At 65.6% G+C, this 24,816-nt stretch carries 18 protein-coding genes; 11 read left to right on the top strand and 7 right to left on the bottom strand.

Annotation, left to right across the window (positions count from 1 at the left end; translation table 11 throughout):
- Window positions 1-91 precede the first annotated feature (91 nt).
- The 9 genes from YU1_RS34180 (at window position 92) to YU1_RS0125955 (ending at window position 14,360) form a co-directional block, all read left to right on the top strand.
- Window positions 92-721 carry a tetratricopeptide repeat protein gene (locus YU1_RS34180; protein WP_198019080.1) on the top strand — a complete coding sequence of 210 codons (630 nt, stop codon included), beginning with the start codon at window positions 92-94 and terminating at the stop codon, window positions 719-721.
- A gap of 79 nt (window positions 722-800) precedes the next feature.
- Window positions 801-3,686, top strand: a complete 2,886-nt coding sequence (locus YU1_RS32300; RefSeq protein WP_198019082.1) for a glycosyltransferase — start codon at window positions 801-803, stop codon at window positions 3,684-3,686.
- A gap of 239 nt (window positions 3,687-3,925) precedes the next feature.
- Window positions 3,926-4,900 carry a GDP-mannose 4,6-dehydratase gene (gene gmd, locus YU1_RS0125925; RefSeq protein ID WP_029006497.1) on the top strand — a complete coding sequence of 325 codons (975 nt, stop codon included), beginning with the start codon at window positions 3,926-3,928 and terminating at the stop codon, window positions 4,898-4,900.
- Between the two features lie 13 nt (window positions 4,901-4,913).
- Window positions 4,914-5,891, top strand: a complete 978-nt coding sequence (locus YU1_RS0125930) for a GDP-mannose 4,6-dehydratase (RefSeq protein ID WP_029006498.1) — start codon at window positions 4,914-4,916, stop codon at window positions 5,889-5,891.
- 319 nt (window positions 5,892-6,210) lie between these two features.
- Window positions 6,211-7,446, top strand: a complete 1,236-nt coding sequence (locus YU1_RS0125935; protein WP_029006499.1) for a class I SAM-dependent methyltransferase — start codon at window positions 6,211-6,213, stop codon at window positions 7,444-7,446.
- A gap of 214 nt (window positions 7,447-7,660) precedes the next feature.
- On the top strand, window positions 7,661-10,240 hold the full coding sequence (locus YU1_RS0125940; RefSeq protein WP_029006500.1) for a glycosyltransferase family 4 protein: 2,580 nt from the start codon (window positions 7,661-7,663) through the stop codon (window positions 10,238-10,240).
- Between the two features lie 147 nt (window positions 10,241-10,387).
- Window positions 10,388-13,321 (top strand): glycosyltransferase family 2 protein, encoded by a 2,934-nt coding sequence (locus YU1_RS0125945; protein ID WP_156922499.1) that lies wholly within the window; start codon window positions 10,388-10,390, stop codon window positions 13,319-13,321.
- 100 nt (window positions 13,322-13,421) lie between these two features.
- On the top strand, window positions 13,422-13,814 hold the full coding sequence (locus tag YU1_RS33860; protein WP_156922501.1) for a hypothetical protein: 393 nt from the start codon (window positions 13,422-13,424) through the stop codon (window positions 13,812-13,814).
- A 93-nt stretch (window positions 13,815-13,907) separates the two neighbouring features.
- On the top strand, window positions 13,908-14,360 hold the full coding sequence (locus YU1_RS0125955) for a DUF6165 family protein (RefSeq protein ID WP_198019085.1): 453 nt from the start codon (window positions 13,908-13,910) through the stop codon (window positions 14,358-14,360).
- Between the two features lie 57 nt (window positions 14,361-14,417).
- Here the strand turns inward: YU1_RS0125955 and YU1_RS31465 are convergent, their stop codons facing one another.
- Together YU1_RS31465 and YU1_RS31470 are read right to left on the bottom strand one after the other, a co-directional pair.
- Window positions 14,418-15,122, bottom strand: coding sequence for a CDP-alcohol phosphatidyltransferase family protein (locus tag YU1_RS31465; RefSeq protein WP_051357393.1), 705 nt, complete (start codon window positions 15,120-15,122; stop codon window positions 14,418-14,420).
- A 132-nt stretch (window positions 15,123-15,254) separates the two neighbouring features.
- Window positions 15,255-16,673: a glycosyltransferase family 4 protein gene (locus YU1_RS31470; protein WP_051357395.1), complete on the bottom strand. Its 1,419-nt coding sequence runs from the start codon at window positions 16,671-16,673 to the stop codon at window positions 15,255-15,257.
- A 361-nt stretch (window positions 16,674-17,034) separates the two neighbouring features.
- On the opposite strand from YU1_RS31470, the gene YU1_RS0125970 reads away from it, so the two are divergent.
- Window positions 17,035-18,363, top strand: coding sequence for a glycosyltransferase family 4 protein (locus YU1_RS0125970; protein ID WP_245263459.1), 1,329 nt, complete (start codon window positions 17,035-17,037; stop codon window positions 18,361-18,363).
- A 234-nt stretch (window positions 18,364-18,597) separates the two neighbouring features.
- The gene (locus tag YU1_RS0125975) at window positions 18,598-19,554 is read left to right on the top strand and encodes a class I SAM-dependent methyltransferase (protein WP_198019087.1); all 957 of its coding nucleotides are present in this window, start codon (window positions 18,598-18,600) and stop codon (window positions 19,552-19,554) included.
- Here YU1_RS0125975 and YU1_RS0125980 read toward each other — a convergent pair.
- The 5 genes from YU1_RS0125980 to YU1_RS31480 form a co-directional block, all read right to left on the bottom strand.
- On the bottom strand, window positions 19,535-20,593 hold the full coding sequence (locus YU1_RS0125980) for a hypothetical protein (RefSeq protein WP_029006506.1): 1,059 nt from the start codon (window positions 20,591-20,593) through the stop codon (window positions 19,535-19,537). The genes YU1_RS0125975 and YU1_RS0125980 overlap by 20 nt on opposite strands.
- 66 nt (window positions 20,594-20,659) lie before the next feature.
- A complete protein-coding gene (locus tag YU1_RS0125985) occupies window positions 20,660-21,379 on the bottom strand; it encodes an ABC transporter ATP-binding protein (protein ID WP_084540150.1) in 720 nt (239 codons plus the stop codon).
- Window positions 21,376-22,635, bottom strand: coding sequence for a KpsE/RkpR family capsule polysaccharide export protein (locus YU1_RS31475; RefSeq protein ID WP_051357397.1), 1,260 nt, complete (start codon window positions 22,633-22,635; stop codon window positions 21,376-21,378). Before YU1_RS31475 ends, YU1_RS0125985 begins: the two co-directional genes overlap by 4 nt.
- Window positions 22,632-23,471: an ABC transporter permease gene (locus YU1_RS0125995; protein ID WP_084540151.1), complete on the bottom strand. Its 840-nt coding sequence runs from the start codon at window positions 23,469-23,471 to the stop codon at window positions 22,632-22,634. The genes YU1_RS31475 and YU1_RS0125995 overlap by 4 nt, the downstream gene beginning before the upstream one ends.
- Window positions 23,468-24,640, bottom strand: a complete 1,173-nt coding sequence (locus YU1_RS31480) for a KpsE/RkpR family capsule polysaccharide export protein (RefSeq protein WP_156922503.1) — start codon at window positions 24,638-24,640, stop codon at window positions 23,468-23,470. Before YU1_RS31480 ends, YU1_RS0125995 begins: the two co-directional genes overlap by 4 nt.
- Window positions 24,641-24,816: the final 176 nt, after the last annotated feature.

A 24,816-nucleotide genomic window follows, 5' to 3' on the forward strand; every position in this document is an offset into this window, starting at 1 on the left:
CGGGTTTTCGCCGGCCCTGACGGGCCAGGGTTCGGAGAACATCATGTCAGGGGGTTCGGGTCGGGCGGGAGGGTGGAGAGAAGTGTGGCCGGTGCGCCTGTTCATGCGGCCGGCGGACCTGAACGCCCAGGCGGATGCCGCCCGCGATACCCGCAATTGGCATGCTGCGGCGCAGCTTTACCGGCAAGCGGCGGAACGCTCGTCCGAGCCGTTCGGGCTCTGGGTCCAATGCGGCAATTGCGCCAAGGAGGCGGGGGATCTGGACGGCGCGGAGGCGGCCTATTCCGTCGCGCGCCACATCAATCCGGACGACGCCGACCTTCATCTCCAGTTCGGACACCTGCGAAAGCGGCAGGGGCGGGCGAGGGAGGCGCTGACGCACTACCGCATGTCCATGACTCTCGACGGCAATGCCTCGGCAACGGACGAGTTCCGCGCGCTGGCGGCCCAGCTGGACGAGCGTGCGACGGCCGGTGCGCTGTTCTGGGGCAAGGGGGCTGCGCCCTTTGACATCGCCTACATGGCCACGATCGGGGCGGATCCCGATGGCATGCCGGAGGGGGCGGGGCGGACGAAGCCCTTGCCGGATGCATCATCGGGTGCAAACCGGCGCGGTGCCGGGACGCTGCGCGCCGACGCGATCCTGGCCGACCTCTGGCGGGCGGCGCGCCCCCACGGCGCCCAGGCGGGGACATCCATCCACATCAGCGTGTCCCGGTGAATGCGTCGGGATCGGCGCGTCTCATGTCCCGGCCCGGCCCGTGTCGGGCAAGGTGCGGCTATTTCTAAGGTTTGGTCAGATGCGCCTCGTCGTTGATCTCCAGAGCGCCCAGTCCGGCAGCCGGCTCGGCGGCATCGGCCGCTATTCACTCGATCTTCTGCGGGGGATGTTGAAGACAGCGGGCGGGCACGAGATTCAGATCGTGCTCAACGGCCAGTTCGAGCGAGAGGCGAACGAGGTGCGCGACCTGCTGCGCAACGAGGTGCCGGCCAGCAATTTCCATGTATTCCAAGTTCCACGCGAAATCTCCTATTTCGACGGTAATATTGAATTATTGCGCTCGGCAACCGTCCTACGTGAACAGTTCATCGAAAGCCTCAATCCCGACGCGGTACATCTGACAAGCCTGTTTGAGGGGCTTCACGAAAACGTTTCTACATCGATTAATTCGACTTCAAGTCGTATTCCGGTTGCGGTAACGCTTTACGATCTAATTCCGCTTAAGCAACGTTCTCTATATCTTCGGAATTTTGTGGTGAGGCGGCATTATTTCTCGAAATTCCGCCAATTGCGCGACGCATCGGCGTTACTGGCCATATCGCAATATTCCGCCGATGAGGCTCTGGAAGAGCTGGGTGCCTTCAACGGCATCGTCCAGGACATCAAGTCGGGCATCGATCCGAAGTTCAGGCCGGTCCCGGATGCGTTGGACCTGCTGCAGGCTTCGGAGGCCTTCCGTGCGATCACCGGCGCGTTCATCCTCTATACGGCGAGCTTCGACGTCCGCAAGAACCAGGCCGGTCTCATCCGCGCCTATGCGAAGCTGCCGGCCGAGATCCAGGCCGGATACCAGCTCGTTCTGGTCGGCGGGGCGGACAACGCCGTCTATGAGCGGCTGGCCGAATACGCGCGTGCGCTCGGGATCGCGCCGGACCGCGTGGTCTTCACCGGGCGGGTCAGCGACGAGGACCTGATCGTCCTTTACAACACCTGCGCCCTGTTCGTTTTCCCCTCGCTGTGGGAGGGGCTCGGCATGCCGGTGCTCGAGGCGCTGGCCTGCGGGGCGCCCGTCATCTCGTCCAATACGACGAGCCTGCCGGAGGTTTTGGGGACCGAGATCGGCTTGTTCGACCCGAATAATGACGGCGACATCGCCGCCCGGATGGAGCAGGGGCTCGTTGATCCCGCGTTTCGCGCGTCGTTGCGGGCGCATGTGGACCGCCACCTGACGGAATTCACCTGGGAACGCTCCGGCGAGCGGGCGTGGCGGGCGATCGAGACGGCGTGCAAGTCAGCGCGACAGGCCCTGCCCGCCGCTGCTCCGGTTGCCGCGGCGACCGGCGAGACCGTCGGCCAGGCCTTGGCGCGCCATTGCCAGCTGGATGAACTCTCCGACGGCGAGCTGCGTATGATCGCGTCCTGTGCCACCACGAACGAAGCCACCGTTCAAGCGTTGACGCAGCCTCCCTCCGGGCCGGTGGGGTGGGTCACCACCTGGGGCACGCGGTGCGGCATCGCCTCCTATTCGCGCAAGTTCATCGCCCATTCCGCGTACCGGCCGATCATCTTCGCCCCCCATGCCGACGCGCCGGAGACCATTCCCGGCTATGACGTGCGGCGCTGCTGGACGCAGGGCAAGATCCCGTCTCTTGCCGAACTGGCACGGGAGGTCATCGCCAGCGGCGTTGAGAGCCTCGTCATCCAGGTCAACTATGGCTTATTCGATTTCGGCGCCTTCAACGATCTCGTCGATACGCTCTATGCAGCGAACATCAAGGTGTTCCTGACGCTCCACTCGACGGTGGACCAGTCGGACGACGAGCGGCAGCAGCTCAGCTACATCCGGCGCGCCCTGGCGGCCGCGTCGGGCCTGTTCGTGCATTCGCGCCATGACGTGGAGCAATTGGCCAAGCTCGGCCTGTCGGCAAACGTCACGCTCATCTCCGACGGCGTCGACCCGGCGCTCGTGAAGACGCCGGCCGTCCAGCCGATGCGCCGGCGGATCGCCACCTACGGTTTCGCCCTGCCGGGGAAGGGCCTGGAGCAGATGGTGGAGGCGGTGGCGATCCTGCGCGCCCAGGGGGAGCCCGTCACGCTGGCGATGCACAATGCCGATTATGGCGACACCGGCGGTGTTTCGAGGGCCCTCCTCCAGGACATCGGGGAGCTGATCGCGGCGCGCGGGCTGGCTGATTGCGTCAGCCTGCATCCGGACTACGTGCCGGACGCGGACAGCATCACGCGGCTGCAGCAGGCCGACCTCATCGTCTTTCCCTATCAACGCACGGGCGAGTCCTCCAGCGCCGCCGTGCGCATGGGCCTTGCCGCCCAACGGCCGGTGGCGGTGACGCCGCTGCCGATCTTCTCGGATGTGCGCGAGGGGACCTATGCGCTCCCAGGGCGCGATGCGGAGGCGATCGCCACCGGGGTGGCCGAGATCTTCGGCTTGATTGAAGGCCGTGCGCCCCTGGCGGGGGAAAAAGCCCGAGCCGCGGCGCGCTGGCTGGCGGTTAACGACCTGCGGCAGGTGACGGCGGTGATGGATCGAGCCATCGCTCGGGCGGCGCTTGGCGAGCACTGGCAGACGGTCTATGCGGCTGCGTTGCCGGAATTGCCCATGCAGGAAGGCTTCCTGAAGAACGGGCGCATCGTCTCCGGGCAGCGCGACGGAACGCTGTGCCACGGCCCCTACCTGGACCTCATGCCCGGGCTTTATCGGTTTTCGATGCGAGCCAACGTCAGCCAGGCAACGCCGAAGTCTCTTATGCGCCTGCGCTTCAGCAGCAATGCAGGGCAGGAGACGCAGCAGGAGTATGCCATCAGCTATATGAGAGAAGAGAGTGTCTTCGTGAAGACCATCTTCGTCCCCGTGCCGACAAGGAGTGTCGAAGTCGTCATCCTGTCGGAAGGGGGCGCGCGCGTGGAGGTCATCGGCTATGAACTCGAACGCCGCCGGCCGCATTAGGCGAGAGCGGCGGACTATGCTGTGAAAGCGGGACCGCCTACCGAGGATGCCGCCGCTGCACGCGGTGCGGGAAGCGTGCTATGAGCGAACGCCGCCGGGTGACTTCCGGAGCGGGCGGGCCGTGAGATGCGCCATTCTCAATCCCCCCAACTCAGAGTACAGAGCGCGGCAATCAGGTTGTTACGCCTAGCGGTCGGTTGATTCGGGGCCGGGGGTCGGTCAGCTATTCGGGGATCTGTATGACGAAACGCGCGTTGGTCACTGGTGTCACGGGGCAGGACGGTGCCTACCTTTCCCAGCTTCTCCTGGAGAAGGGCTACGAAGTGTACGGCGTCGTCCGGCGTTCGTCGCATTTCGGCGTGGCGGATCACCGGCTGCGCTGGCTCGGCGTCGACAAGGACGTGCGCATCCTCGACGGCAACCTCTCGGATCTGTCGAGCCTCATCCGCAATGTGGAGCAGGCCAAGCCGGACGAGGTCTACAACCTCGCCGCTCAGTCCTTCGTGGCCTCCTCCTGGCAGCAGCCGATCCTGACCGGCAACATCACCGGCGTGGGCGTCACCAACGTGCTGGAGGCCGTGCGTATCGCCGCTCCGGGCGCGCGCTTCTATCAGGCCTCCTCCTCGGAGATGTACGGCAAGATCCAGGAAGCGGCGCAGAGCGAAACCACCCCCTTCTATCCCCGCTCGCCTTACGCGGTGGCCAAGCTCTATGGCCACTGGATCACCGTGAATTATCGCGAGAGCTTCGGCCTGCATGCCTCGTCCGGCATCCTGTTCAATCACGAGAGCCCGCTGCGCGGCATCGAGTTCGTGACCCGCAAGGTCACCGACGGCGTGGCCCGCATCAAGCGTGGGCTGCAAAGCGAGCTGCGGCTCGGCAATATCGACGCCAAGCGCGACTGGGGCCATGCCAAGGACTATGTCCGCGCCATGTGGCTGATGCTGCAGCAGGACGTGGCGGACGATTATGTGGTCGCCACCGGCCTCACCACCACGGTGCGCGACATGTGCAAGATCGCCTTCGAGCACGTGGGTCTGAGCATCGACGATCACCTGGTGATCGATCCGGCCTTCTTCCGCCCGGCGGAAGTGGACGTGCTGCTGGGCAATCCGGCCAAGGCCAAGGCCAAGCTGGGCTGGGAGCCGCTGATCTCGCTCGATCAGATGATCCGCGAGATGGTGGACGCCGACCTCGCGCGTATCGCCGGCTAGGCGGGGACTGACGATGTCTGATGCGCCTGTTCTGCTGCTGGTGGGGGGCACCGGGTTCGTCGGCGCACACATGGCGCCGGCGCTGCGCCGTGCGTTTGCGGACCATCGCCACGTTATGCTGACCCGGGAGGCGGAAACGGTCGCCGAAGGGTGGAGCGCCGAGAACGGTAATCTGCTCGATCCCGCGAGCATCGAATCGGTCGTCGCCCGGCTGAAACCGCGCATCGTGGTGCATCTGGCGGCTCAGGCGTCGATCGACGTGGCGGTGAATGCCGCGGAAGCCACATGGCGGGTCAATTTCGGCGGGACCTTCGCCCTGGCTTCGGCGCTGGCCCGCCACGCCCCCGGCGGCACGGTGCTCTTCACCTCTTCGGCCGAGGTCTACGGGCGCAGCTTCGTCCTCGGTAAAGCGACCGAGGACACCCCCACCCAGCCGGCTAATGCCTATGCTGCCTCCAAGCTGGCGGCCGAGCATGCCCTGGCGCAAGTGCTGCCGCCGGAGACCCGGCTGATCGTAACGCGCTCGTTCAACCATACCGGACCGGGGCAGGACGAGCGTTTCGCCTTGCCGTCCTTCGCCGCGCAGATCGTGCGCATCGAGGCGGGTCTGCTGCCGCCGGTGGTGCGGGTGGGTGACCTGTCGGCGGAACGCGATTTCCTCCACGTGTCCGACGTGGTGGACGCCTATATCCGGCTGCTGACCATGAAGCCGTCCCAGTCTCGCATCCTGGTCAACGTCTCCTCTGGGCAGGGGTATCGGATCGGCGACCTGCTGCACGCGCTGTGTGATCTTGCCCGTGTGCCCGTGCGGGTGGAAACCGATCCTGCGCGCATGCGGCCCTCCGACATTCCGTCCGCGGTGGGCGATCCGGCCCGCCTCAAGCAACTCACCGGCTGGCAGCCGAAGCATAGCGTTGAAGACACGCTCGTCGAGCTGATCGAATGGTGGCGTGCCCGCATCGGTGCCCAAGCAGCGCATTTGAAGCCATGATGTAGCCTCGCCTCAGGCAGGTTTACGTTGCGAGCAGACCCCTTCCCTCATCTATCAGGGCTTCAGTGGGGATGTCGTAGAATAAAGGCCGTCGCGCCATGATCTTGCCATTACGCACCTCTTCGATGGGTGGACGTTCGGTGGGGCGCGTGGTGTTTAAGGTTGTATTTAATATTGATGCAACTGTAGAAGTGTTCCAAAACTAGTTAGCCGGGATGAAAGCTTGTGAAGCCTCATTCTGAACCGTAGTTGTTTACCGTTTCGGCGGTATGTATAAGTCCCCCTTCCATTCCTACTCGAACAGCGGAAATCGAATCGGATGAGCGAGCCTTACAAGCAGATCACCGGCTGCCGCATCAACGGATCGAAGAACCTCATAACCGTCCTGCAACTCGGTCATCAGGAACTCACCGGCGTGTTTCCCGCGCCCGGCCAGGCTGTCACGTCCGGTCCGCTCGATCTGGTCTGGTGCCCGGACAGCGGCTTGCTGCAACTCGCGCACACCTACGATGCGTCCGAGATGTACGGCGATAATTATGGCTACCGCTCCGGCCTGAACGGCTCGATGGTGCGCCACCTCACCAGCAAGATCGGTTTCCTCGAGAAGCTGGTGGACCTCTCCCCGGGCGAGGTGGTTCTCGATATCGGCTCGAACGACGCGACCTCGCTGAAGGCTTACAAGACGCAGGGCCTGAAGCGCATCGGCATCGACCCGACCGGCCTGAAGTTCAAGCAATACTATCCCGACGACATCCAGCTGGTGCCCGACTTCTTCTCTGCGGACAATTTTCGCAAGGTGAGCACGCAGGCGGCCCGCATCGTCACCTCCATCGCCATGTTCTACGACCTGGACGACCCGATCGCCTTCGCGCGGGACATCGCTTCGGTCCTCGCGCCGAACGGCATCTGGCATTTCGAGCAGAGCTACATGCCGGCGATGCTCCGCACGACGTCTTACGATACGATCTGCCACGAGCATCTCGAATATTACAGCCTCGGCGTGGTGAAGGTCATCGTCGAAGCGGCCGGGATGAAGCTCATCGACGTGCAGATGAACGGCATCAACGGCGGCAGCTTCGCGGTGACGGCCGCGCTGAAGACCTCCACGCTGCCGGCCAACGATGCGGTCATCAACTGGCTGCTCGAGCAGGAAGACCGGATGGGCCTCAACACGGTTCGCCCGTTCCGCGAGTTCGAGGACCGGGTGTTCCGCCACAAGGCCGACCTGATCCGCCTGCTGAAGGCGCTGGCCGCCGACGGCAAGAAGGTGTTCGGCTATGGCGCCTCCACCAAGGGCAACGTCACGCTCCAGTTCTGCGGCGTGACCACCGCAGAAATGCCGGTGATCGCCGAGGTCAATCCCGACAAGTTCGGCAAGGTGACGCCCGGCACGCGGATTCCCATCGTCTCGGAGGCCGAGGCGCGGGCGATGCAGCCGGACTATTTCCTGGTGCTGCCGTGGCACTTCAAGGAAGGCATTCTCCAGCGCGAGCAGGAATTCATCGCCAAGGGCGGCAAGTTCATCTTCCCGTTCCCCGAGATCGAGATCGTGTGAGCGGGGACGGTTGCTGGCAGTTGCAAGGGCGTTCGGCGGAGGTCGCCGCGGTTGATATGAGTTTTTCGACTGCGGTACCGCCGAATCCCAGCTGGCTGTGATCTTGACGATACCTCGCTGAGGCTGTGCTCACGCCGCTTCAGCGAGGTAAGGCCTGTGGCGGAGGCCGCTTTACCTTTTTGGATCTTATATTTTGGACCGAAGCGGAGGCCCAATGGCCATGACGTCCTGGATCAGGCGCGGAACCGGGATTGTGGATGGGTTATTGCGGCGTGCAAACATGCCGAGCGAGGCCGAGACGCAGTTGCAACTGGCGCTTGATGAAGCGGTAAGTTCAGCCAGGGAGCGGGAGCAACGGCTCCTTGCGCAGATTGAGCGTCGGGCGCAGCTGGCTGTCGCTGAAGCCAAGGCCTTCATGGAGGAGCGGGCAAGCGCTGGACGGCATGATGTTGAGCAGCAGATCCAGGCGGCGGTCGCCGCCGCCCTCGCGGAGGTAGAAGCTCAGCTCAAGGCGGTGCGGGAGCAGGTGCCGGGCGTGAGCGATCGCGCGCCTCGCGTCGGTTCCCCATCTCCGGTTCCCGCCCCGGCACCTTATGTCGCCGCGGGTGGCCGTGTGTTGGCAGCGGCCAATTGGTCTCCGCCGCTGTCCTGGACCATCGACGCAAGCGGGACGGAGGTCGTGGCGCGGGAACTGGCTCGCGCCTTGATCGAGCTGGGACACGCGGTATCCGTCGGTCGCGATGTGCTTGCATCTGCCCCCGCGCCGTTGAGCCGCTTCCCCTTTGCCACCGTGTCCGGCGACGGTGCGGACCGCCGCGTCCTGCTGGGTTTCGACTGGGCGGACGCCGGCCTGCCGCTGGAGATCGGCGACTGGCTTGAGGAGAACATCTCCGCGGTGGCCTGTGTCTCGACCCATGCCGAGAGGTTGCTGATCGATCAGGGGTGCCTTCTGCCCGTCGCGACCATTGGTTTCGGCATCGACGCCTGGGAGCGCGTGGAGCAGGACGCAACCTATCGCGTGCTGGGCAAGGGCTTCCGGTTTCTGCATGTCTCCGCGTGCGGGGTGGAGCAGGGGCTCGACGCGCTGCTCGATGCCTTCGGTCGGGTCTTTTCCGATGACGATGACGTCTCGCTGCTCATCTACGCGACGGGCGCCATGCCGGAGGCGCTCGTCTCAGACATCGCGGAGCGGCGCCGTTTCAATCCCGCCTACCCCGATGTCGTCGTCATCGCCGATACGCTTACGCCGGGGCAATTGAAGGCGCTGTACAGCCAGTGCCACGTGTTCGCAGCTCCGGCGCGCGCCAGTGGCTTCGGGCCTGAGATCGCCCAGGCCTTTCTTTCCGGCTTGCCGGTTGTCGCCACCGCATGGGGCGGGCACCTCGACTATTGCTCGCCAGAGAACAGCTGGCTGGTGGACTATGCCTTCACGTCCGGGCAATCGCCTGTGGGCGTTCTCGCAGCAGTCTGGGCGGAGCCGTTGGCGAAGGGTCTCGATCAGGCACTCTGGCTCGCCTACCGCGCCGATCCTGCCGAGCGCTTCACCAGGGCCTGGATCGGCCGCAAGACGTTGGTCGAGCACTATACGTGGAAGGGTGCCGCCCAGCGTCTGGCGCGGCTCGCGGCGGCACCGGATGCCGGGTCGCGGGAGCCGTTCCGCCTGCCAACGATCGGTTTCGTCACGAGCTGGAATTCGAAATGCGGCATCGCCAGCTATGTGGGTCATTTGTTGGAGCCGGTTTCACCGACGGACGTGGTGATCTTCGCCGACAAGAACAGTGTGCCGCTCGGTCCTGACGGTCGCAATTGCGTCCGCACCTGGATCCAGGGGCCCCTGTCGCAAAACGGTCTCGAAACGATCCTGCCGCATCTGTCCCCTTGCGGCGTCGAAGCCCTCGTCATCCAGGCCAATTTCGGCTTCTACAGCCCGGCGGATTTCGCCCAGCTGATCGACCGTGTGCTGGCTCTGGGCATCGTGGTCCTGGTGGAGTTGCACTCGACCATCGGCCCGCCGCCGGATGTTGCTGCGGTCAAGCTTGCGGATTATGCTCCGGCGCTGCGCAGGTGCCATCGCGTCCTGGCGCATTCGCCGGGCGACATGAATCGCCTCAAGGCGGTGGGAGTGGTGGACAATGTCCTGCTGTTCCCGCTGGGCATCGTCGTCGCGCCCGCCGATGTGTCCAAACGGCCCCCGGTCCCGGATACGCCGCTGTTGGCGTCATTCGGATTCGCTTTACCTGGGAAGGGGCTGGTCGAACTCGTTCACGCGGTGGGCATTCTCAAGCAGGATGGACACGCGGTTCGGTTGCGCATGCTCAATTCCGAACATCCGAACATGCTGTCCGCCCCGGAAATCGCGACTATCCGTGCGACGATCGAACAGCTAGGTTTGCAGGACGACATCGAACTGCGCACCGAATACCTGCCGGACGAGGACTGCCTCGCGCTGCTGGGAGAGGCCGACCTGGTGGTCAATCCATACCAGCGGACGTCCGAATCCTCGAGCGCGGCCGTTCGTTTCGGGCTCGCTTCGCGTGCACCGGTTCTGGTGACGCCGCTGACTATCTTCGACGAATTGGGCTCGGCTGTCTTTCGGACCGCTGGGACATCCCCGAGGCAGATGGCCGATGGCATCGCCTCGGCTTTGCAGGATCTCGTTCACGACACGCCGGCTGCGGTCCAGGTGCGCGCGGCGGCGCGCCAGTGGAGCGAGCAGCATGACGTTCACCGGCAGGGACGCCGCCTGATGCACATGGCGCGTGCCCTAGCGAAGGCGCAGCGCCGTGACCAGTGAAGGGGCGGACATGAAGCGGGGTTCGCTCTTCTCGCCGCGGGCATGCGGAGGGTCTTCCCTCGGAGCGATGCCTCTGTGCGGAGCCCTCGTGAACAAGGCTCATGATGCCATTGACGGTAGGCCCCACGCAGAGCCGAGGCAGCGCCCGTGACCACATCGCCTAAGGCCATTCCGCTTGGGGATTCCGCGACCATCCTGCGCGAGCGGGGAACGGGATCGACCGTGTTTGTTCTCGTCGGCCTCATCGAGGCGGGGATCACGAGGCCGTCCAAGTTCATCGTTTCGCTGGTCGAGACCTGGAGGGCGCGAGGCGAGCCGGTTCACGTCGTGCTCTGGAACACCGAGACCAAGCGCCTGCACCTTCTGAGCGAGGACCAGTGGCGCGAGGTTTCCGGTCCGACCGACGCGGTATGCTGGCCGGTGCCCGTGGGACCCGGCAACAGCCCGGTGCTGATCGATCCCGTCTCGTGCGGCCCGCAGGACTGGCTGGTGGTTCCCGAGGCATTCCACACCACGCCGGGGGCGCATCCCCTGCTGGTCATGGACCTCGTATTGGAAGCCCGCCGCCTGAAGGTCTTGTCAGCCTTCATCTTCAAGGGCACCGAGCCGCTCGCCAGCCCGTCGGCAGGCGCCGCGGTGGTCGAAGACCATGTGCTCTACATGCAGGCGCTGCTGCTTGCGGACGTCGTGCTTCCGGGATCTGAAGCTGCCGCGGAGGATCTGCACGATATCCTCGTGGGCTATGAGCGTGCCGCGTTCGTTCCCCTCATCCGTCCGATTGCGTTGCCCTCCGATAGCCGGCCTTTGCGGCCGGATGTCTGGCCCGATTATGTGCGCGCGCTGCGGGCGGTCTTCACCAACGCCGCCGACCCGGTCCGCAGGCTGCCCTCTATCTACTATCTGATCGATGAGGGTACCGCCGCAGGGGGCGCGGACGCCGCCTTCGCCTTGTCCCTCGCTGGAGCGCTGTCAGCGCGTGGCTTGGCGCTCATTCCGGCACGCTGGGACGCCGACGCCGGCAGTCTTGCGCCGGTTGTCCCCCCCAGAGGGGAGGCCGGTCGCCAGGTCGACGTCTGCGAGTGGGCGGCATGGACCGCGCCGGGCGCCGCGGATGCGCCGGGTTGGCTGCTGGCGGCCTCACCCCTTACGGGCGCCGAGCTCGATGGCATCACCCGGGCGGTGCATCGGGTCGGGTTGCGGTTTGCGAGCCTTCTCACCCATCACCGCTCCTCCGACGCCGGGCCGGGCGCCTGCGCGGCGCGTTTCGCGGCGTTGGCCCGGCTCGACAAGGTGCTCGTTGGATCGAAGCGCCAGTTCGACGATTTCTATCGGTTTCTTCTCGCCTCGCCGGACAAGGTGCCGGGGGCGGAGGACCGCTTCGGGATCATTGCGCTTCCCACCGAACATGACGTGCCGCGGCGGCGCAATGCACCTAAGCGCGCAGCCCCGAGCCTGGCGCGGGTCGTGGTCTGGATCGCAAAGCCGTCGGCCGACGATCTGCATGCCCTATTCGCGGCGGTCACCCGGGCAATTCGTCTCTCACCGATCCGCCTGAAGTTCACGTTCGTCAACTTGTCCCCGGACGAGAGCGATCTGGCTCCGGATACACTCCATGTGGCCCTGGCTGCGATCCCCGGTGCGCAATGGGAGCGCGGTCCGTCCGAGGAGTGGCTGGAGGCCTTGCGGTTCCAAGCCGACTTCGGGGTCTATGTCGGTGCGGCGGAGGAGGAAGCGACAGAGGTTGGCAAGGCGTCTTGGCAAGGGCTTCCCTGCCTCGTCCTGCACAAATCGTCGCCGACGGCGTTCGACCGGCCGGGCGTCGTGCGCGCGGATCTGCGGGACACGGAAACAGCCGCGCTGGCCATGCTGAAGCTGGCGGAGCCGGAGTGGCGGCGGGCTCTCGCCGACGAAGCCCTGTCGCGGCCCGTGCGTTCTTGGTGGGACTATGCGGACGATGTGGCTTCCGCATTGGCGACGGATCGGCTGCTGGATGGTCTGATCGAGGCCCATCCCAGCGAGCGGCCCCCCATTCCGGCCCGGTTCCCAAACCTGGCGCCTCGGCCGAAGCTCTCGCTGTGCATCAGTACCTACAATCGGGGCGGATGGGTCGGCGTCAACCTGCGCAACATCTTCAGGCAGATCCCCGTGCCGCGGGCGGACCTGGAGGTGCTGGTGGTGGACAACACCTCCACCGACAACACGCCGGAGATCGTCCAGCCGTTTCTGAGCCGGCCGGATTTCCGCTATATCCGCAACCCGAAGAATGTCGGCCTGCTTGGCAATCTGGCGGTCACCGCCCAGCGGGCGCGGGGCGATTACATCTGGATCCTGGGCGACGACGACCTCACCCGTCCGGGGACCATCGAGCGGGTCATCGCGATCATCGGCGAGCAGCCGAATATCGATCTGATCTATATGAACTACGGCTATTCCTCGGAGAAGGACCCGGGGAACGTCACGGACCTCGACGCCTATCTGACGACGTTCAACTATCTTGAGCCGGCGGGGCCGGACGAGGTGTCGACGGTCAAGCTCATGGCGGCGAAGTCGGAGAATTTCTACACCGCGATCTATTCCCACGTGTACCGGCGCGACCACGGCATGCGAGCCTATTGCCAGGACACGAGCGACCGCATCTTCTCCACCATGCTGTCCTGCATCCCGACGTCCTATTACACCCTGCACTACATGCCGGACGCGGCGGTCTACTGGATGGGTGAACCGGCCCTCGTGGTGAATTCGAACGTCTCGTGGCAGGCTTACGGCACGCTGTTCGATCTGGAGCAACTGCCCCGGACCTGGGACCTCGCCGAGCGCATCGGCTGCCCCGCCGAGGAGGTGGACCGGCGCCGGTCCAACCGCCTGTGGCTCGTCGAGCTCATGTGGCGCGAGATGTTCGAGGACGATCGGGCCGGCAACGCCCCCTATTTCTCCGCTCCGCGCGTACTGATGCGCCTCAAGCACCTGGAAGCGTTCCGCAAGCACGTCCCCGTGCTCAAGGAGATCTACGTGAAAGCTCACGGCGCGGGTCATCCAGCGGCCGGGCTGGATCCAGACACGCTGTTCAGCTTTCAATGGTAGCCTATGGCCTCCAGACGACATGCGTAGCCGTCCCATGTGGGATAACGCCGGATTCTGGCGGCTGCGTTCGTGAGCATCTCCGATAGCGGAGTCAATTTTGATGAAATACTACAAGAAGAGACTTGCCAATATTCCGTTCGTTACGGGTATAAACCAGGGAGACGGGTCACGTTCCTCCACTGGAGAGGGCGGTTACGTCAGCTATGGCCCCTATATTTCTTTGGACAGGGGGACATATTTTGGCGGCTTCAATGTGCGGAAGCTGGAACCCACGCAGGAAGCGGCAGCCATGACGATCGATGCCGCCTGCAGGGCCGGCAGCGAGATGCTTGGCGCCCGAGTGATTGCGCCGGAGGAGATTCTCTCGGAGCTTCCGGGTCTGCTCGGCCTGGAGTTCCAACTGGCGGAGCCTTGTCAGGACTTCGAGCTTCGGCTCCATGTGGCACCGGGCGTCAAGGTGAATGTGACCGAGATCGTCCTATTCCACTTGTGAGCGCGGGGCGGAACGCGGGGGGGGGACCTTCCTTGCGGCTCGGGTGCCGCAGGCGATCTCCGGCGACGGCAAGACATTCAGAGGCAGATGGGCATGACGCAGGCAGAGACGAAATCCAGCGGGGCGACGCAGTCGGCCAAGACGCCGCTCGAATTCCGCGTTCCGGTGTCGCTGGGCGAACTGCTCGACAAGATCAGCATCCTGGAGATCAAGTCCGAGCGCATCGCCCAGGAAGCCCGGCTGGTGAACGTGCGCTATGAACTGGCGCTGCTGACTGCGGAGCGTGATCGCGTCCTCTCGCCCATGCCGGAGGAGATCGTCCGGCTCGCCGCCCAGCTCAAGGCGGTCAATGAGCTGATCTGGGACGCCGAGGATGTGGTTCATGGTGAGGACCACGCCACGCTCGCGGACGAGGTGTTCCTGAAGCAGGCCCGCATCGCCTTCGTGCAGAATGACGCGCGCGCGCGGCTGAAGCGGAGGATCAACGATCTGACCGGCTCGGCCGTGGTCGAGGAAAAGAGCTATCCCGACTTCGGCGGCGCCTGAGCGCGCGTCGATCCGCGGCGCGGCGGGCCGGTGTCAGCCCGCATGGCCCCGCGGCTCTCAGGGCCCGAGGTCGGTGTCCGTTCCGCCCTTGGGCTCCTCCTGCGCCAGCCTTCTCGCCTCCTCGATGGCGGAGACGGAGAACATGGCGGCGAGCAGGCCGAAGGTGGCCAGCAGGACCAGGTCGCACCAGCTCATGGTCTGGCCGAACAAGTTGAAGCTCGGCGCCCCGACCAGCATGATCGTCACGTTCATGATGAGGATGCCGATGCGCACCTCGGTGGGGCCGAAGCCCAGCACCGCGAGGTGGAACTCCCGCCGCACCACGTTGCGCACGAACACGTAGATCGACACCATGTGGTAGCCGGTCAGCGCCAGGAGCGCCGTGTCCAGCCGCGCATAAGGCGACAGGCCGATGCCGCCGGCGATCAGCAGATTGCCCACCACGTCGATGTTCTGGTCGAGGAAATAGCCGTAGCGCGGTCGGGCGATGTCGCGCACCCGGGCCAGCGTGCCGTCCAGGGAATCACCGAACCAGTGGATGAAGAGGCCGAGGTTGGCGAGCCACAGGAAGTTTGCGGACGCATGGCAGCCCAGGTAGCCGATCATCACCAGCACGGCGCCGAACACGCCGAATGCGGTGAGATGATCGGGCATAATGCAACTGGGCAGGCGCGAGGCGATCCACCGCAGGACCTTGCGTTCCGGCTCGGCCAGGAAGCTCTCGTGAAACCGTTCGAACAGGCTGTCGGCCGGGGACGTCACAGGGGCACGTTCTCCGATGCGGGGCGACGGTACGGGGCGTGCGTGGCGCGAGCGTCCCGGGCCGGCAAGAGCCGGGCGCCGGGCGCCCCGCCTGCCGGCGTGGGAAGGTCTCTTGTCCGCAGGCCCATGCGGTCAGAGCGGGTCGATCCGGGCCGAAACGGCCGGCGCGGCTGCGGTCGGGAGGGCCGGCTCGCTGAGGGCGGCTGCGGGGCGCCTCGTGCCGCTGACATAGCCGCGCGGCGCCAGCTCCGCCTGCCGGCGTGCGGCGCAGCGCTTCAGGAATTCCTGGACGGCGTTGAAATAGGCTTCGCGTTCGTCCACCGCGTGCTGCACCGGGCGCGGATGCACCCGGGGCCGGTCGCCGCGCGCCCAATGGCGGATCGCGGCGTCCCAGGCGCGCGGATCGCGCGGATCGAGCAGCAGGGCCTGGCTGTCCACCACTTCCCGGTGGGCGGGGATGTCGGAGGCCATGACCGGCACGCCGAGGCGCGCGGCCTCGATGAGCGGCAGGCCGAAGCCTTCCGCATGCGAGGGCATGAGGAGGCCGATGGCTCCTGCCAGAAGGCGCTTCAGCGACGGGCTGGACAGGCCCGATACCACATGGACGCGCCCGCGCAGCGCCGGGCTGTCGTGCAATTGGCCCAGGATCTCCGCACTGCGCCAGCCGGGGGAGCCGATGATGACGAGATGGGGGGCCGCTTCGCCCATGTCGGCCGAGAGGCCGCGCCAGACGTCGAACAGCAGCGCGTGATTCTTGCGCGGCTCGATGGCGCCGCAGATGACGAAATACTTCACCCCGGCCAGCGCCGGATCCGGCGTGGCCGGCGTGTCGAACACCCGCGGCACGGGGAGCGGCTGGGCCAGCGTCATGATGTCGTTGCGGCCGAAGCGGGCGAGCGCCTCGGTCACCGTCTGCTGTGCCGTCGCGGTGGTGACGAGAAGGCCAGCCGCATGGCGCGCGGTGGAGGCCACCATGGTGGCGTGGTGCCGCGCCGACGAGGGCGACACATATTCCGGCGTATCGAGCGGGATGACGTCGTGCAGCATGAAGACCGGCGTCACGTCCGGCCGCGCATCGAGCCATCGCAGATAATAGGGCATGGCGAGGCTGATATGCCCCACGTTCACATAGACCGCACGTTCCGGCACGTGGCGCTTGGCGGATGCGCCCAGCGTGATGCCGGTGGCGGAGATCAGCGAACCCATGCGCCTGGCGCGCTGCCAGTGCGTAAAGGGCGGCGGGGGAACGACCTCGTCGCCATGGCGGCTCTCGCCGCGCAGCGCCAGAACCAGGCCCTGCCACAGCGCATCGTCATCGATGCTGCGCCGTTCGGCCCACAATTGCTGAAGACGCACGAGACCTCGCCGCACCGCGTGCGGGCTGAACACGCGCATGCCCTGGAGAGTCGGCATCACGCCGACACAAGGCTGGGAGGAATGGCGGAACAGGCGGGCGGCCAGAGCGAAATCCACGCGATCGATGCCACGCGGCGTGCGGCTGAGCGGGCCGAGGAACAGGCGCGTCACATCATATGCGATGGGGACGGTCACCAAAACACTCCAACGCCGGCACAGCGATGTGCAACCGCGAAGGATGGCACATGGGCCGATTGATTAAATAGTTTTACCCGGCGAAAGCCTGTCCGCCACCCCCGACCGGCCTTTATTGGCAGCAATATAGACTGGGGGCAACAGCTTCTTCGTCGCAATGCGCAATTTCCCAGGCTTTCCAAAGGGAAAGAATGGAACGCCATGATTGATGCACAGCTTCAGGCAAGCATTCTAGTGGCGCTAGCCGCATACCGAATCTGTTGCCTGGCTGCGTCTGTCGTCCGTCGGCCTGCCCAGTTGCCTCGGGCGCGAATCCGTGGCGTGTTCCGGCTCCTTCCGCAGGCTCCAAAAGGACAGCGCCATGAACCGCCGGGCCCAGCCGCACTCGATCATGATCGACGGGTACAATCTGGGGCTCGAGAAGGGGACGGGCGTTGCAACTTACGCGCGCAACCTGAGCTACGCCTGCCGGGATCTCGGGCTGCGGACCGAAATCCTCTACGGTGCCCCGTTCGGCCCCGGCCGTTCCCATCTGCTGCGCGAAATCTCCTTCTTCGACCCGTTCCAGCCGCACAGCACCTGGGACGGCGTGGTGCGGGACGCCCGGCGCCTGATTCCCCGGCCCTTCGGCGCGCACGCCTTCGAGGTGCCGGTGACCGGCAACGTCATCATCGAATCCCAGCGCGCGCGGCTGCCGCATTTCGATCGTATCTGGAACGCATCCGACCTGTTCGGCACGGCCTCTACACAGTTCGCCCTTTCCAATGGGTTCATGAGCGTGCGCGACCTGCCGCCGGTCGACATCATGCACTGGACCTATCCCCTGCCGCTCACGCTGCCGGGGGCGAAGAACATCTACACGCTGCATGACCTTGTGCCGCTGCGGCTGCCCTACACCACGCTCGACCACAAGGCGCGCTACCTGCGCCTGAACCAGAAGCTGGTGAAGACCGCCGACCACATCGTCACCGTGTCGGAAACCTCCCGACGGGACATCATCGAACTGCTGGACTGCCCGCCGGAGAAGGTGACCAACACCTATCAGGCGGCCGAGATTCCAGACAAATACCTCACCCGCTCCGAAGACGACGTGCGCAACGACATCGAGGGCGCGTTCGGTCTGCCCTACAAGGGCTACTTCCTGTTCTTCGGCGCCATTGAGCCGAAGAAGAACGTGGGGCGGCTGATCGAGGCCTATCTCGGCAGCCAGATCGAAGCCCCGCTTGTGCTGCTCGGCAATACGGCCTGGAAGGCGGAGCAGGAACTGCGGCTCATCAATGATGCCACGAATCAATATGTGGAGCAGGTGGGCACGCGCACCTTCACCCGCGAGCGGGTGCGCCGGCTCGACTATGCGCCCTTCTCCCTGCTGACCAGCGTGATCCGTGGCGCCAAGGCCACCGTCTTCCCTTCGCTTTACGAGGGCTTCGGCCTGCCGATCCTGGAAAGCATGCTGCTGGGCACGCCGGTGATCACCTCCGATCTCGGGGCCACCGCCGAGATCGCCGGCGGTGCGGCATTGCTGGTGGACCCCTACGACACCCGCAGCATCGCGCTGGCGCTGCGCGAACTGGACACTAACGAGACCCTGCGCGCGGACCTCGTGGCCCGCGGGCGGGTGCGGGCGGAGTTCTTCTCGACCGCCCGCTATGCCGAGCGGGTGAAGGCCTTGTACGAGCGGCTGGCGTAAGGGTGCCAGAGGGGCGGCGGCTTGCGCCGGGCGGGGCTGCAGCCTAAACGTGGCCCGGCTGTGGAGCGTCTGGGTCCAGATACCGCAATCCGCGCGGCGCCATCTTACGAAGCGTTCGGCACCTGCCGGACCAGAGCTTGGCGAGGCCGTGCTCAGGCTGGAGAAATCTGAACGATGGATGTGTCCGAGTTCGTCTCTCTCATTCAGTTGACGACCGACAAATCGCAGCCAAACATGAATGCGTTATCGCATCGCATCCGCAATCTCGATGCCATGGCGATGAACGTGAAATTCTTCGGCTATGAACTGGCCAAGACGCTCGCCGCGGCGCTGCCGGTGCGGACCGACCTTGCCCCGGCTCCGGTGGGCCTGACGTGCAAGCCCTCGACCCAGGCCGATCTCGAGAGCGATTGGGTCGCCTATTGGTGCGGCCAGCTCCAGGTTCCCGTGGTCTTTCACCGCAAGCTGTGGGAATTCGCCTACCTACTTCAGGCGCTCTGGGAGCGTGGCCTGCTGGTGGAGGGCATGCGCGGCCTCGGCTTCGGCTGCGGGGTCGAGCCGGTCCCGAGTTATCTCGCTTCCAAGGGCATCGACGTCACGGTGACGGACCTTGCGCCCGAGGCGTCGGGCGATCTCGGCTGGTCCACCACCAACCAGCACACGGCGACCATTGAGCATGCCTTCCATCCGCACCTCGTGACACGGGAGGCGTTCGAGCGCCATGTGCGGCTCGCCTATGTGGATATGAACGCCATCCCGCCGGAGCTGGAGGGCTATGACTTCTGCTGGTCGATCTGCGCCCTGGAGCATCTGGGTTCCATCGCCCAGGGTCTCGATTTCATCGAGAATTCGCTGGCGACGCTGAAGCCGGGCGGGGTCGCCATCCACACCACCGAGTTCAACTTCCTCAACGACGACGAGACCATCGACAACTGGCCGACCGTGCTGTTCCAGCGTGCCCATTTCGTCGCGCTGGCCGAGCGCCTGCGCGCGGCCGGGCACGAGGTCGCGGAACTGGACTTCGCTGTCGGCAGCAAGCCGCTCGACCGCTTCATCGACATCCCGCCCTGGGAGCATGACATGGGCGATTATGCCCGGCAGCACTGGGGCGGCGACCACGTCCACATCAAGCTGAGCATCGACGGCTTTGTCAGCACCTGCTTCGGCCTGATCATCCGTAAGCGCGGCTGACGGACGCCTGCGGGGCGGCCCGCACCACGGCGGACTTCACATCGAGCACGCCTTCGATGGCGCCCTCGCGCATGATGATCCGCACCTGCACCGGCTCGCGCGGATCATGGATGGGGAAGTGCGCCCGGACATGGAACCGGCCGGCGGCGGGAATGTCGAAGGATTCGAGCGCGACCACCTCGCCGTGAAAGACGTCGATGTCGAACCGATTGCCGGACAGGTTCTCGCGCACTTCCATCTCCAGCCCCACTTCCCACTGGCCCACGGGCAGGTGCAGGAAGGGGCCGTAGCAAAGGCAGCGCGCGCCGCCCAGCATCTCGATGCTGTTCAGCAGGATCTCGTTCGGCTGGTCGCCGGCGATGAACATCTCCTGCGGCCACAGCAGGCGCTCCACCGCCCGCCCCGCCATCACCGCCTTTAACGGCGCGTTCACCGCCGTGATGATGCGCGCATCCGATTTCTCGACGCCGTCCAGCCCGCGCGATGCCGGGCGGGCGTGCGGCCAGCGGGCCATCAGAACGGTTTCCAGCGGCGTGTCGAGGGTGAAGTCGCCGGCAAGGCCGCCCTTGGCCAGCACCGCCTGCATCTGGGCGTCCGATGCGTCCATCTGGAACTGCAGCGCGATGGCGCGGAAGAATTCGCGCAGCGTCAGCTCGTATTCCCGCCGCAGCACCAGGGCGTTCTCGTTGGCGATGAGGTCGCCGATGGAGACGAGGCATTGATGCGTCAGGCGCAGCGCCCACGGCCACGCCATGCCCCGCTCGCGGACGATGTAGCCGGTGACGTCGTTGGCGTCCTCCAGGAAGATGACGGACGGGGCCTGGAGCTTGAGGAAGACGTCGACCAGCGCCCGTTCGGGACAGTCGGCGAAGAAGAAGACGTGCGGCTGCCGCCGCGCCGACCAGGCCTCCCGCAGTTGGGCCAGCTCTCCGGCGACGAGATAGTCCACGTCGCGCAGCAGTTCGTCGGTCAGCAGGCGCATCAGATAGAGCGCGCACTGCGTGTAGCCGGACGGAGGTCCGAAGGTGGTGATCAGCATGGCGGCCGGCCTGTGCCCGGAGGCGAGGCCGGAGCCATGCGGGGGGCCTGCGGGCCCACGCTGGGTCTAGAGCGTGTCATAGATCCGCAGCGCGAGTTCAAGGTCATCGAAGACCCGGCCGCGTCCGTTCTTGAGCACCAGGGCCTGGTTGCAATAGTCGCGGATGATGTGCAGGTCGTGGCTGACGAGGATCATCGCCCGGTCGCTGCGCTTCACGAACAGCTCTTCGTAGCATTTGCGCTGAAAGCGCTGGTCGCCGACCGAGATCATCTCGTCCACGAGGAAGCAGTCGAAGTCCACCGCCAGGATGAGGCCGAACATCAGGCGGCTGCGCATGCCGCTGGAATAGGTCTTCACCGGCAGGTTCAGCAGCCGCCCGAGCTCGGCGAAGTCGTCCACCCGTGCCACCGCGTCGTCAGGATCGACGCCATAGAGGCGGGCGATGAAACGGATGTTGTCGAGCCCGCTCATGTTGGCGTCGAAGCCGCCGGCGAAGGCGATCGGCCAGGACATGGACATGCCACGGGTGATGGTGCCGCTGGTGGGCGGCTCCACGCCGCCGATCAGCTTGACCAGCGTGGACTTGCCCGCGCCGTTGCGCCCGAGCACGGCGATCTTCTCGCCGTGGTTGATCTCGAAGCTGATGCCGTCGAGCACCCGGCGGGCGCCGATGGGTGTGTGATACTCCTTCACCACGCGATCGAGCCGGATGCACGGCTCCGCCGCAGTGGCGCGCCGGGGCGGACGGGCCGGCCGGTCTCCGGTCTGCACCAGGAGATCCGTCATGCCTGATGCTCCAGCGTGTTGATGATCAGGCTGCGGACGATCCAGTAGATGCACAGCGCCAGGAAGGCCACGACGATGATGCCCAGCAGGCGCTTGGGCTGGAGCGCTTGGTCCGGCAGGTTCGGGTCGGTGATGGTCTGCAGGTAGATGCGCTGCGACTGGGCTTCCTGCCGGGCATTCTCCAGGGCGGCCGAGGTGGCGGCGAGCGCCTTGGCGGCCAGCTCGCGCTCCACCACCAGCAGTTCGTAGCCCTGCAGCTTGCTGGCGATGGAATTGGCTCCGCCGACCACGTTCTTCTGCTGCTTCTGCATCTCCGCCCGGTAGGCGGCGATGCGTTCACGCAGGGGGGCGTTGGCCGGGCTCTCCGGGGCCATGGCCATCTGCTGCGATAGCGTCGCCTCCAGGCGGGCGATCTCCGTCGCCATCTTGCCCAGCATGGCAAGCGATTGGCTGGATTCCTTCTCCGGATCGACCACCAGCTGCGTGTTGCGGTAGTCGGCGAGGCGGGTCTCCACGTCCAGGAGGCGGGCCTGGGCCTCCTTGACCATGGTTTCGGAGAATTTCACCGCGTCCGCGTTGGAGCGCACGTTGAGGCGGTTGACGAAGGTCTCGGCCGTCTTCAGCAGGGCATTGGCGAGGGCGGTGGCATCCTCGGGCCGATAGGCCCGCACCACCAGGGTGGAGATGCCGCTCGAACCGTCCGTCGTCACGTCCACCATCCGGCGGTAGGCGCGGTAGAACTGCTCCTCGTTCTGCTTGTCGAGAAAGCCCGGATAGCGGCTGAAGAGGTCGGCCTCCGAGCGGTCCATGATCTCCCGCAGGCCGGCGGTCTTGGCGAGCGCCGCGGCGGCATCACGCGAGAGCATGTATTCGGCGACGGCGTAGGTCTCGTCCGCCGCCCGCGACATGCTCTCGCTTTGCAGCATCATGGACAGGTTGGAGCCGCCGTTCCGGACCGAGGAGCGCACCAGGAATTTCGCTTCCGAGATGAAGATGTCCGCCGCGATCAGGCCGAAATAGAGGATGGCCAGGACTACCGGCAGCGCGACGAGCCCGAGGAACAGTCCGTAGCGCCGCCAGACGGAGTCCGGACGGGGGCTCGGGCTCGGGCCCTCGTCCGGAGGGGCGATGCCGGGCTCGGGGACGATGGGGATGAGCTCGATCCGGCGCATGGCCGGCAGCGCCGCCATGCCGGGCTCCGGCGCATCCTCCGCGCCGCGGCTGACGCTCTCGCGGTCGGTGACGGAATGGCTCATGACACGTGCACGTGCTTCTGGGCCGTGCGCACCATGGCGAGGCCGGCGGCGGTGGTGATCGTACAGACGAGCAGCATGTAACCGATGTCGAACTTGGCCTCGACGGATGGGCCGAACAGGCCGCCGCGGAACATCTCGAACGGGTGCACCAGCGGCGACCAGGCGAGGACCTTCTGCGCCTTCTCCGGCAGCCAGCTCAGCATGTAGAAGGCGCCGGTCGCGGGAATGGTGATGTACATGAGCGGGCCGACGAAGCGGCTCACCGCCTCGCTGAGCTCCGACAGCCCGGCGAGGAACATGCCGAAGCCGAAGGCGAGCCAGGTGATGAGCGCCCAGCCGCCGATGAGCAGCAGCGGGTCGTGGATCGCGGGAACGGCACCCCACATATAGAAGGGAATGTAAGCGATGGTGAAGGCCGCGAGGCCGCCCAGGCTTTCCAGGATGACGTGGCCGCCGAGGATATCGATCATCCGCACGTTGCGATGGAACATCAGCCCGGCATTGTGGGTCATTGCGTGGCCCATGTGGCCGATGATGTGCCGCCACAGGGTCAGCATGGTGTAGCCGGTGAGCACGAACGGGATGAGGCCGACGCCATGGCCGTGGTCCATGCCGCCGACCGACCACATCAGCATCACGCCGCAGGTCATCAGCAGCGGCTCGCCCATCAGCCAGAAGAAGCCGAGGTTCTCGTGCCCGAACCGCACCAGCGCGTCGCGCAGCATCAGCGCGGTGATGACCCGGCGCTGGACGTTCAGGGCCTGCAGGAAGGAGCGCCTCTGGCCGGCGGAGGAGGGCAGTTCGGCGAAGCGGAGCGCGCGCGCGATCAGGTTCATTGCGAGTGCTCCCCGTAGCCGATGGAGACGATCCAGATCACCGCGAAGATGGCGAAGCCGAACACCAGCACGGTCATGATGGAGCGCAGGCGCCGGGGCTCGGTGGATTCGTCCGGCAGGTTGGGAGCCACCACCTCCTCCACATAGATGTGCTGGCGCCTGGCTTCCTGGCGGGCGACGTCGAGGGCGTTCATGGCCGAGGCGAGGCTCTTGTCGGCGAGGTCGCGGCGCAGGGCGAGCTGCTCGTAGGTGGCGATCTTGCTGGCGAGTGAATCGTCGCCGCCGGCCATCTTGGCCCGTTCCGCGCGCACCCTCTCCTCCAGCGCCGCGATCTTGGCGCGCTGGTTGGGAATGGCCGGGCTGTTGGGCGAGGAGGTCTGCATCTCCTTCAGCTCGGCGAGGGCGTAGGACAGGTCGGTGGTCAGGTTGCCGATGGTCTCGATGAGCGAGAAGGTGGACTTGGAAGGATCGACGATCACTTCCTTGTTGCGAAACTGGGTAAGGGCCGACTGCGCCTGGATCACCGTGTCCATGGCAAGGCCGACTTCGCGTTGGGCCGCGCCCATGGCGTCGCGCTGCGCCCGCTCGTTCATCTTGTTGACCATGCCCTCGGCGAGCCGCAGCAGCGTCTTGGAGAGCTCGAGCGAATCTTCCGGCCGGAAGGTCACCACGTCGAGCTCGATGATGCCCTTGGTGCTGTCCTCGCCCACGGTCACGTGGTTGCTGAAATAATCGTAGAGCGATTCATTGGTGTCGCGGCGCCAGACATAGGGATAGCTCGACCACCAGTCGGCTTCCGGCCGCTGGAAGATGGCCTTCACGTCGATGCGGGCGTCGATCACCCCTTGCAGAGCGTCGCGGGATTCGAGGTATTTCTGGATCACATTGGCGTCGTCCACCGTCTTGGCGATGCCGAAGGTGCGGAACAGCATGTCGAGCCCGGTGGCCCGCTGGGTCGAGACGCTGCGGACGATGAACTTCACTTCCGAGACATAGCGCGGGGCCGCCAGCAGCCCGTAGAACAGCGTGGCGAGCACGGTCGGCACCACCACCAGCACGACAAAGCAGATGCGGGTGACGTTCTTGCGGAACTGGAGGGCAGCGATATAGGCCTCCGCCGCGCGGCCGAGCCCCTGCGGCGGCTTGGCGCCGGACAGAAGATTGCTCACGATCGCCGGCAAGGATCGGTCTGTTACGCTCATCCCTCAGCCTGTCTCCACCGGCCGCCTGTAGCCGGACCAACCTAGCAGATTGCCTCACCGCCCGCACCCGGACCCGCCGCAGCCGCGATCCCACGAGATTGAAGCAATCTTGAGGTGGAAAGCTTTCCGCTTCGGAAATCGGC

It is taken from the genome of Azorhizobium doebereinerae UFLA1-100, from assembly GCF_000473085.1.
In the GTDB taxonomy this organism is placed as follows: Bacteria; Pseudomonadota; Alphaproteobacteria; order Rhizobiales; family Xanthobacteraceae; genus Azorhizobium; species Azorhizobium doebereinerae.